The organism is Pseudomonas sp. TH10 (assembly GCF_016651255.1).
Classification (GTDB): domain Bacteria; phylum Pseudomonadota; class Gammaproteobacteria; order Pseudomonadales; family Pseudomonadaceae; genus Aquipseudomonas.
Map to the genome: position 1 here is coordinate 1 of NZ_JAEKEG010000178.1, position 10,589 is coordinate 10,589.

The 10,589-nt window shown below is 57.8% G+C and carries 8 protein-coding genes and 2 pseudogenes; 7 read left to right on the forward strand and 3 right to left on the reverse strand.

The features are described 5' to 3' along the window. Window positions 1-70: 70 nt before the first annotated feature. The 7 genes and pseudogenes from JFT80_RS23530 to JFT80_RS23560 all read left to right on the forward strand — a co-directional run bounded on the left by JFT80_RS23530 (window position 71) and on the right by JFT80_RS23560 (window position 8,565). A complete protein-coding gene (locus JFT80_RS23530; RefSeq protein WP_201149784.1) occupies window positions 71-991 on the forward strand; it encodes a LysR family transcriptional regulator in 921 nt (306 codons plus the stop codon). 33 nt (window positions 992-1,024) lie between these two features. Continuing rightward, window positions 1,025-1,462 (forward strand): GNAT family N-acetyltransferase, encoded by a 438-nt coding sequence (locus JFT80_RS23535; RefSeq protein ID WP_201149785.1) that lies wholly within the window; start codon window positions 1,025-1,027, stop codon window positions 1,460-1,462. 312 nt (window positions 1,463-1,774) lie between these two features. Further along, window positions 1,775-3,280, forward strand: a complete 1,506-nt coding sequence (locus tag JFT80_RS23540) for a methyl-accepting chemotaxis protein (protein ID WP_374091461.1) — start codon at window positions 1,775-1,777, stop codon at window positions 3,278-3,280. A 178-nt stretch (window positions 3,281-3,458) separates the two neighbouring features. Beyond that, window positions 3,459-4,393 (forward strand): annotated as a pseudogene (locus JFT80_RS23545) (LysR substrate-binding domain-containing protein). A 170-nt stretch (window positions 4,394-4,563) separates the two neighbouring features. Then, window positions 4,564-6,018 carry an FAD-dependent tricarballylate dehydrogenase TcuA gene (gene tcuA, locus JFT80_RS23550; RefSeq protein WP_201149787.1) on the forward strand — a complete coding sequence of 485 codons (1,455 nt, stop codon included), beginning with the start codon at window positions 4,564-4,566 and terminating at the stop codon, window positions 6,016-6,018. Then, window positions 6,005-7,162 (forward strand): tricarballylate utilization 4Fe-4S protein TcuB, encoded by a 1,158-nt coding sequence (gene tcuB, locus JFT80_RS23555; RefSeq protein WP_122838569.1) that lies wholly within the window; start codon window positions 6,005-6,007, stop codon window positions 7,160-7,162. Before tcuA ends, tcuB begins: the two co-directional genes overlap by 14 nt. Before the next feature lie 47 nt (window positions 7,163-7,209). After that, window positions 7,210-8,565, forward strand: coding sequence for an MFS transporter (locus tag JFT80_RS23560; protein ID WP_242483036.1), 1,356 nt, complete (start codon window positions 7,210-7,212; stop codon window positions 8,563-8,565). A gap of 244 nt (window positions 8,566-8,809) precedes the next feature. Here JFT80_RS23560 and JFT80_RS23565 read toward each other — a convergent pair whose 3' ends face one another. The 3 genes and pseudogenes from JFT80_RS23565 to JFT80_RS23570 form a co-directional block, all read right to left on the reverse strand. Then, window positions 8,810-9,739, reverse strand: a complete 930-nt coding sequence (locus tag JFT80_RS23565) for a LysR family transcriptional regulator (RefSeq protein WP_201149789.1) — start codon at window positions 9,737-9,739, stop codon at window positions 8,810-8,812. 150 nt (window positions 9,740-9,889) lie between these two features. Next, window positions 9,890-10,060 (reverse strand): hypothetical protein, encoded by a 171-nt coding sequence (locus JFT80_RS24690; RefSeq protein WP_242483037.1) that lies wholly within the window; start codon window positions 10,058-10,060, stop codon window positions 9,890-9,892. Continuing rightward, window positions 10,057-10,589 (reverse strand): annotated as a pseudogene (locus JFT80_RS23570) (hypothetical protein); the annotation flags it as partial. The gene JFT80_RS24690 and the pseudogene JFT80_RS23570, both read right to left, overlap by 4 nt.

The following is a 10,589-nucleotide window of genomic DNA, read 5'->3' on the forward strand; positions in this document are numbered from 1 at the left end:
GCCTCGTGAAGATCAATTGATTAGAGTGTAATGACTTGAATCATTTTCAAGCATCAGTATCAGGTGACCCATGGAAACGCTGGCCAACCTCGAGTGTTTCGCCCGCAGTGCAGAGACTGGCAGTTTTTCGGCCGCTGCACGTCAACTGGCGCTAACCCCTGCCGCTGTCAGTCGTAATGTAGCCATCCTTGAGCGAAACATCGGCGTACGATTGTTTCATCGGTCGACTCGAAAATTGACGCTGACCGAAGCCGGCGAGCACTTTCTGGCGTCCATTGGCGGTCACCTGGACGCCCTGCAAAATGCCATCAACTCAGTCGCGACAGATCAAGGCGAACCGGCCGGCCTATTGAAAGTAAGCATGGCACCCACCTTTGGTATCAGCCAGATATTGCCATTACTCCCGGAGTTTCTGGCCAAGTACCCGCTGATTCGTCCTGAATGGCATTTCGAGAACAGGCAAGTCGATCTGATTGCCGAAGGGTTCGACGTGGCTATTGGAGGAGGGTTTGAACTGGCCCAAGGTGTGATCTCCCGCCCACTGGCCCCCGCTCATGTTATTGCAGTCGCTTCGCCAGCCTTCATGCGTGGAAGAACACTACCGATGAATCCGGGAGCACTCGAAGACCTGGAAGGAATCGTCATGCGCTCCGGTCGTACTGGCCGTGTCCGGCACTGGAGTATGCGTGACAAACGCGGCGTGGAAATGGCTGCCCGTGTGCGGGAAAGCTTTATCGTCAACGACCCTGCCGCCATGCGCGAGGCAGTCCTGCTTGGACTCGGTGTCGGATTCCTCGTGGTGGCGGATGTGCAGCGCTGGATAGAGCGAGGAGATCTATTGCGCCTGGTCCCGGACTGGTACGCCGATGCGGGAACCATTGCCATGTACTTCGCCACCCGCTCACTTATGCCAGCCAAGACCCGGGTGTTCATCGATTTCGTCAGCGAGAGATTTGAGCAGCAAAGCTCGCCCACCGCTTTTCAGCAGTGAAAGCACCTAAGAGTTGAATGAACGGAGCAATAGATGGAAATCAAGATTGATACGTTGGATTCTCCAACAGAACAGGATCAAAAAGCTCTGGACAATAGGTTTACAGAATATCTTCGAATTCAATATCCCAATCTACAGCCAGAGTCGGAAGATAAAAAATTTATGGTGGTTGCACACGATGAAACAGGCGACTACATCGGTGCAATAAGCTGTAATTGTTACTGGAATGGCTTGGAAATTGACACGTTTTGGGTGAAGGAATCGCATCGCGGGAGAAAAGTAGGCTCTAAGCTATTGGAAAAAGCAGAAACGATTGGCGTCAGCAAAGGGGCAGAAGTTGCATTCCTAAAAACCTTTGACGCTAAACAGTTCTATGAACAGCATGGATACGAGATTTATGGTGTTCTTGAGGATCGACCAATCGGGACCAACCTGTATCACTTAAAAAAACGGCTAACAAAACATGCATGAAGACCGGTTCAAACCGTTCGCTTCGCTCACAGGGACGGGCTTAACCAGAGGCTGGTCAGCGTCCCCATTGGGTCGGATACTGCCTGAGGCACTATCGGCAAAAATAGACGCTTCGCCGGAAGCCCGTTTTTGGTCACTAGCAGTGTCTAAGCCCCCTCTTTCCGGACGCATGACCTGCCTTTTTAGCATGACTCATTAACCTTTCTCATATTGCAGCCGATGTCCATGGCTTAGGGCATAGGAGCAATACAGATGAGAAACAATCAACCGGTTACGCAGCGCGAGGTTGCCCTTGGGCCTCAACAAAAACTCATCTCGACAACGGATGCACGGGGCGTCATCACGTACTGCAATGACGCCTTCGTCGAAGTCAGCGGTTTTAACAAATCCGACCTGATCGGCGCGCCTCAAAACATCGTTCGCCACCCCGACGTGCCTTCCGCCGTCTTTGCGCATATGTGGGGTGCGCTCAAGCTTGGCAAGCCGTGGATGGGCATCGTCAAGAATCGCTCGAAAAACGGTGACCACTACTGGGTCAACGCCTACGTCACGCCGATTTTCCAGGGGCAAGAGGTTGTGGGCTATGAATCGGTCAGGGTCAAGCCGACGGCCGAGCAGATCCGTCGCGCCGAAGCGCTCTATAAACGCCTTAGCCTGGGCAAGTCGGCCGTCCCGGTCAGTGATCAATGGCAACCCGCCCTGCTCGCCTGGCTGCCGGTGTTGACCATGGGCCTGGTGGGTGCATGCGGCGGCGTGTTCCTCGGTATGTCGGAGGCGATCATTCTGGCTGTCGGGGTATCGGTGCCGCTCGGGCTATGGGTCTCGAGTCGACAGAACCGCGGCGCGCTGCGTCTGCTGAAAATGGCTGAAGCCTCAACCTGCGACGCGTTGCTGGCAAAAATGTACAGCGACGAACGTGGCCCCCAGGCAAGCCTTGAAACGGCGTTTATCAGCCAGGCCGCCCGGCTCAAGACGTGCCTCACCCGGTTGCAGGATACGGCGGAACAACTGACTGGCCTGGCCGGCAGATCCGACGGCCTCGCCACCGAAAGTTCCCGTGGGCTCGACCGCCAACGGGTCGAGACCGAGCAGGTGTCGGCCGCAGTCAATCAAATGGCCGCCACCACACAGGAAGTCGCCAGCCACGTCCAGCGCACCGCCGACGCGACCCAGGAAGCCAATGTGTTGACCGGGCGTGGACGCGAAGTGGCCCGGGACACCCGAGAAGCCATCCAGCGCCTCTCGGTGGTGGTGGGTGAAACCGGGATGACCGTCGCGCAATTGGCCAGGGACAGCAATGAAATCGGCACGGTAGTCGATGTGATCAAGGGCATTGCCGACCAGACCAACCTGCTGGCGCTGAACGCCGCCATCGAAGCTGCGCGAGCGGGCGACATGGGTCGAGGCTTTGCGGTAGTCGCCGATGAAGTGCGCCAGTTGGCTCAGCGCACGACGGAGTCCACGGCGCAAATCCACGGGCTGATTTCCAAGCTGCAGGTCTCGTCGAACAATGCGGTGAAAACCATGGAAAGCGGTCATCGCCAGGCCGAAGAAGGCGTGGCGTGGGTGCTTGAAGCAGATAAAGCATTAGTCGGGATCAGTGAAGCGGTGGCAAACATCACGGACATGACTACCCAGATTGCCGCAGCGACCGAAGAGCAGACCGCCGTAGCCGAGGAAATCAGCCGCAATATCACGACCATTGCCAATCTGGCAGACCAGACGTCTGAACAGGCCAGGCATTCGGCAGAGCTGAGCAAGGAACTGACCCAGACCGCTAAAATTCAGTATTCACTGGTCGAGCGATTCAACCGATAACCCGTCGATGGCTGCCCGTCCCGACGGGCAGCCATCGGCTAAGTGCTACCAGTCCTCGACAAAGCGCACGTGCTGAACGGCCACCCCAAACCTGCGACAATGCTGCCTCTTCGGGCTTCGTAACTTGCGTGGCAAACGTTCAGGTATTCGAATAACAAATTCGCGGGGAGCAGCCACATTGGAATTGAGACAACTGCGCTATTTCGTAAAAATCATCGAGCTTGGCAGCCTGGGGCGTGCGGCACTTGAACTGGATGTTGGCGTTTCAGCCCTTAGCCAGCAAATCTCCAAGCTAGAAAGCGAACTGTGCACTCGCCTCCTGAATCGAACCTCTACCGGCGTGACGCCCACTAGCGCCGGATTTGCGTTTTTACACCATGCCCAACTGACGCTACGCCAGGCGGAAAACGCAATCATGGCCGCCCATCGCGGGCGAATGAGCGGTTACGTCAGCGTTGGCTTACCACCGACCACCGCGACGGTGCTCGCGTTGCCGTTGATCAACGCAATGCGTGCGCGTTATCCGGACATACAACTGCATTTGGTGGAAATGCTTTCCGGCCACTTGGCGGCGCAGCTCAACGCACGGCAAATTGATCTGGCCATCCTCTTTCAGCTGGAAGGGGGTAAACGCTGGAGCGTGACTCCGCTGCTGGATGAAAAGCTGTTCGTCATCGCCTCGCCCAGCCTGCCCCAAGCGCCTTCTGGTGACAGCGTGCAATTAGCAGACCTCGGCGGCCTGCCGCTGGTGATGCCCAGCGCGCAACATGGATTGCGCTCGGCATTGATGAGCGCGTTCGAACGGGTCGGGCTGACACCCAATGTCATTATGGAAGTCGACGGTCTCGCTGTTTTGATGAACGCCGTGCGGGCCGGTCATGCGGCAACGATACAACCGGGGCGGCCGCTGCATTGAAAGACGGGTCCGGACTTTCACTGATCAGGATTGCCGATCCCCACGTGGGCCGGCGTAATCTTCTGGCGACGCTGGCTGATGACGAACTCTCTCCGGCGGCGCTGGCAACGCGGTTGGTCATAGTCGATGTGGCGCGACAGTTGGTCCTCGACAAGCAATGGCCTGGCGCTACGTGGCTAGAAGGGGTCGACGCGTAATCTTCCTTCAATCCCAGGACGCCTAAGTCTCTCCTGACGAGAAAAGCCTTTAGAAAAACTAAACACCCCGCGTCAAAAGCAGCCTTTCGGCCACTGCTTCCCCACCCTAACGTTCTCCCCACTCGCAAGGAGCACTTCGTTCCCGCTTCCTTGCAAATCGAGGAGCGATAATGATCGATGTCTTAATCATAGGGGGTGGCAACGCTGCCTTGTGCGCCGCCCTGATGGCGCGAGAAGCGGGCGCCAGCGTGATGCTGCTGGAAGCCTCTCCGAAAATCTGGCGCGGTGGCAACTCCCAACACACCCGTAACCTGCGGTGCATGCACGACGAACCGCAGGACGTGCTGATCGATGCCTATCCGGAAGAAGAATACTGGCAAGACCTGTTGAAGGTCACCGGCGGCCTCACCGATGAAAAGCTTGCACGCATTGCCATTCGGGCATCTTCCTCTTGCCGGGATTGGATGCGTTCACACGGCGTGCATTTTCAGCCACCGCTGTCCGGCGCGCTGCACGTGGCACGGACCAATGCATTTTTTATGGGCGGCGGCAAAGCGCTGGTCAATGCGTATTTCCGCAGCGCCGAGCGCCTGGGTGTAAAGGTTCGCTACAACACGCAAGTGACCGACATCGAGTTGGATCAGGGGAAATTCGTCGCCGCCCATGTGGCCGAACATGAGGTCGATGGCCAGCGTTTCGCCGCCGAACGCATTGAAGCCCGGGCCTGCGTATTGGCGGCCGGCGGCTTCGAATCCAATCGTGAATGGCTGCGCGAAGCCTGGGGTCAGAACGAACGCGGTGAATGGCCATCGGACAATTTCCTGATCCGGGGCACCCGATTCAACACCGGTATTTTGCTGCGGCGCATGCTCGACCTTGGCGCCGATGTGATCGGCGATCCGACGCAAGCACACATGGTCGCCATTGATGCCCGCGCGCCACTCTACGACGGTGGCATCTGCACCCGAATCGACTGCGTATCGCTGGGTGTGGTGGTCAATCGTGATGGCGAGCGCTTCTACGACGAAGGTGAGGATTTCTGGCCAAAACGTTATGCGATCTGGGGGCGTCTGGTGGCCGGACAACCCGGTCAGCAGGCGTATTCGATCATCGATCAACAAGCCATCGGCCGCTTCATGCCGCCGGTCTTTCCCGGCACCACCGCCAATACTCTGCAAGACCTTGCCCGCCAGTTGAAGCTGCCTCAAGCAACATTCGTCAAGACGGTCGAGGACTACAACAGCGCCTGCCGCGTTGGCACGTTCGACCACACGGCGCTGGACGACTGCCACACCCAAGGACTAACGCCCGCCAAAACCCATTGGGCGCGGCCATTGAAGAAACCACCTTTCTACGCCTACCCGCTTAAACCGGGTGTCACGTTCACTTACCTCGGCCTCGCCACCGACGAAACCGCTGCCGTGCATTTCAACGGCAAAGCGAGCCCCAACCTGTTCGTCGCGGGAGAAATGATGGCCGGCAACGTTCTGGGCAAGGGCTACACCGCCGGCATCGGCATGGCCATCGGTACCGCGTTTGGCCGCATCGCCGGCGTGCAGGCGGCCGCGTCGGTGGGCTTTGGCGTTTCCTCTGCAAACTCGGAGTCTCGACATGCAACTGTTTGATCCCCAAGCGTCGGGCGGTTTGATCCCGGTGTTGAATCTTGACGAAAGTGAAGTCCAGCGGCAGATGACCATCTGCAATGCCTGCCGTTATTGCGAAGGCTTTTGCGCGGTATTTCCGGCGATGACCCGGCGCCTGGAATTCACTCAGGCTGACATCCACTACCTGGCGAACCTGTGCCATAACTGCGGCGCGTGCCTGCACGCCTGCCAGTATGCCGCCCCACACGAATTCGAAGTCAACATACCCAAAGCCATGGCCAAAGTGCGCCTGGATACTTACGCCGAATACGCTTGGCCGCAGGTGATGGGCAGGTTGTATCAGCGCAACGGCCTGACCCTGGCACTGGCTTCCGGTGGGGGGCTGGCGTTGTTTTTATGCCTGACCCTGATGCTCATGGGCAACCTGTTCACGGCCATTCCCGGGGGCGACTTCTACAAGATTTTCCCGCATAACACCCTGGCCCTGATGTTCGGCTCAGTGTTCGGCTTTGCCGTACTTGCCCTGACCATGGGTGTACGGCGCTTCTGGCGCAACGTTTCACCGGTTGCGGCGCCCCTGCCGTTGAAAACGTCCGCTGCACTGGAGGCTACGGCCAACGTCGCGAAGCTCAAATACCTGGACGGTGGCCACGGCGAAGGCTGCAACAACGCCGACGATCAATTCACCTTGTGGCGACGCCGATTCCACCACCTCACCTTCTACGGCTTCATGCTGTGCTTCGCCGCCACCGGTGTCGCCACACTCTTTCACTATCTGCTGAACTGGTCGGCGCCTTACCCGATCTTCAGCTTGCCGGTGATGCTGGGTATTGCCGGTGGCATCGGCCTGCTGATCGGCCCGGCGGGTCTTCTTTGGCTGAACCTGCGTCGCAATCCTGCTCACGGAGACGAGAACCAGAAACCCATGGATCGCGGCTTCATTGCGCTGCTGTTTCTGGTCAGCGCAAGCGGTCTGGCCCTACTGGCTTTGCGTGAAACCAGCGCCTTGGGCTTGATGCTGGCCATCCATCTCGGCCTGGTCATGGCGTTTTTCCTGACCATGCCCTACAGCAAATTCGCCCATGGAATATTCCGCAGCGCAGCGCTGCTCAAACACGCCATCGAGAAGCGTCAACCCAATCCGATCAACGCCGGCAGCGACTGACGGTTAAAGCACTCATTCCAAAAACAATAGTGAGCAAAACGGTAGCCATGATGAAAACGACAACGGCAACAACCCGAGCCAAGGGGTCCAAATTGGGCGCCATCTTGCGGGTCACCAGCGGTAATTTTCTCGAGCAGTTCGACTTCTTTCTGTTCGGGTTCTACGCGACCTACATCTCCCAGACCTTCTTTCCAGCCACCAGCGAGTTTGCCTCGCTGATGATGACCTTCGCGGTTTTCGGCTCCGGATTCCTGATGCGTCCGCTGGGCGCCATTGTGCTGGGGGCGTACATCGACAAGGTGGGCCGTCGCAAGGGGCTGATCGTGACGCTGTCGATCATGGCAGCCGGTACGGTATTGATCGCCCTGGTACCGGGCTATGCCACCATCGGCGTGGCGGCACCAATTCTGGTGTTGTTGGGCAGGCTGCTCCAGGGCTTCTCCGCCGGCGCGGAAATGGGCGGTGTATCCGTGTATCTGGCGGAAATTTCTACCCCCGGTCACACCGGTTTCTACACCAGTTGGCAATCGGCCAGCCAGCAGGTGGCGATCGTCGTCGCGGCCGCGTTGGGCTACACGATCAATGCCACGATGCAAGCCGCTGAAATCGCCGATTGGGGCTGGCGTATCCCGTTCTTCATTGGCTGCGTGATCATCCCGTTCATTTTCATTATTCGCCGTTCACTGGAAGAAACCGCTGCGTTCACTGCTCGCAGCCATCGTCCAACAACTCGCGAAGTGTTTCGCTCGATGCGTGACAACTGGCGCACCGTCCTGGCGGGCGGCTTGCTGGCGTCCATGACCACCACCACGTTCTACCTGATTACTGTCTACACCCCGACGTTTGGCAGGACAGTACTGAACCTGAGCACCACCGACAGCCTGGTTGTGACACTGCTGGTCGGCATCAGCAACTTTATCTGGCTGCCTATTGGCGGCGCTCTCTCCGACCGCATTGGCCGTCGGCCACTGTTGCTGGCAATATCGTTACTGTGCATTTTCACCGCCTATCCCGCCATGCACTGGCTGGCAGAGGCGGCGAGTTTCGAACGACTGCTCGCTGTCCTGCTGTACTTCTCATTCTTCTTTGGCATTTACAACGGCGCCATGGTCGCGGCACTGACCGAAGTCATGCCACAGAACGTGCGGGTAGTCGGGTTCTCACTGGCCTTCAGCTTGGCCACTGCGGTGTTTGGCGGTTTTACTCCGGCAATTTCGACACTGCTCGTCCAGGCCACCGGCGACAAGGCATCACCCGCCTACTGGCTGATGTTCGCGGCGGTGTGCGGGTTCACGGCGACGACGATCCTGTATCGTCGGCAAAAACGTTGGCAGTCAGCACCGTTCAGGTCCCTAATCGCTGATCGCTTACAGCTACTCGATCTACGGCGGAAACCGAATTAGAGTCGCATAAGGTCGATTACAGCCTTTCGTCAGGGCAGTAATCGGCCAGTAGCGAACGGTCACGGCGAGAAGCGCAACCTGTTTCACAATCACATATTGGTCTGCGCCAACGGAATATTTATATGGCACACCTGTGATCAAAAAGTCATCGGGAGAAAGGATCATGGCCCTACAAGCTTATTTCAGCAAGGTGATCTCCGCGTAGACGAGCATGATGGTCGGCGCATTGAGGTTGCCTGTCAGTTCAAACCCCACTGAGATCATCCCAATAAGGAGGAGAGCCAATCGCGCTGATGAAGTAGTCCCACACCACGCGTACCTTCTGGGAGCGGAGTCGATTCTCGGGTGAAATCAAATGTATCTGGCTGGGCGACTCCTCGACCGCCCCTTCCCAATCGGGCAAAAGCTGAATGAGTTGCTTGTTGATGAAGCTCTCTGCTGAAGAGCCAGGAAGGAAAAAACACAATCCCCGCCCTGCGAGCGCCGCTTCTACCAGTACCTGCGCATTGTTGCTTCTGAGCGGGCCATGGACCTCGATGATTGTCACTTCGTTGCTGGCGGGCTTGCGGAAATACCAGCGCTGCGCCCCACCGGTACCCTTGTAGACCAGGCACGCCTGGTTCTGCAGATCATCTGGCGAAGCGGGTTTCCCATGCTTCGCGAGGTAGTCTGCGCTAGCGCATAGCACGTATTGCTGGTCGCAAATTTTTCGGCCGATCAGTCCGGAGTCTTCCAGGTGCCCCACCCGAAAGGTGATGTCTGCGCCCTCTTGAACCGGATCGATAAAGGCATCGGTGACCGTCAGTTCAACCGTCAATTGCGGGTACCTGTCATACAGACCATTCAGCAGTTTCACGATGTGCAGACTGCCGAACGCAACCGGCGCGTTGATCCGCACCAGGCCCCGAATCTCGCCACCCTTGCCAGTGACTTCCTCATTGGCGGCATCCAGCAATTCCAACACTTCGCGGATCTGCACGTAATAGCGCTCGCCCGCATCCGTCAGCTTGACTGCCCGAGTATTGCGATACAGCAGCTGCTGGCCCACCTCCCGCTCCAGCGCCGCGATGAAGCGTGAGACGGAGGACGCCGGGACGCGAAAATGTCGAGCTGTCGCCGAGAAGCTGCCGGTCACGGCGACCATGGCAAAGTACCGGTGCGCTTTGAGGTGCATAGGGGAAGTCTCCAGCAGAAGGCGCAGTGACCTGTACTAAACCAGAACGGCTGCTGATTGTCCTCTTGCGTCTTTTTGCATCAGGTATGAAAAAGCAGCCGCACCGGATACCGGTGACGACTGCCAACATTACAGGAAGGTCGCGGCTGCTTACCCTCGATGGGGCGCGTAATCGACGTAACCTTCGGCTGCGCCGCCGTAAAAGGTTTCGCGCTTGGCTTCGGTGAGCGGCCAGTTGTTCTGCAGGCGCGCCACCAGATCAGGGTTGCTGATGTAAGCGGTGCCAAACGCAGCGAGGTCGATGATGCAGTCATTGATCATGTCTTGCGCACGTTGGCGAGACATACCGCCGGCCAAAATGAGCGCGGTGCCAGGCAGTTTTGATTTGATGATCGAGAGCAAATTGATAAAGGTCGCTTTCGGGCCACCACCGCCAGCCTCGGTACCCGGGCAGGAAATCCGGACTGATCCATCACATGAACATAGGCCAGTTTCCGAGCGCCGATCTCGGTCGCGAGCGCGGTGTAGGTTTCATCGATCTGCTCATACAGCGGCATATCGAACAGTTGCCCATAGGGCGAAATACGAATGCCAACACGGCCCGCGCCAATTCGCTCAACCACCGCGTCGATGACTTCCAGGGTGAAGCGCAGACGATTTTCCAGCTGATCCGCGGCGTACTGATCGGTTCGATCATTGACCAGCGGATTCATGAACTGCTCGAACAGATAGCCATTAGCGCCATGGATTTCCACGCCATCAAAACCTGCCTCGATCGCATTTTCCGCCGCTTGGGCGAACTCACCGACGATCCGCGAAACTTCGGCCGTTGTCAGTTGGCGCGGCGCAG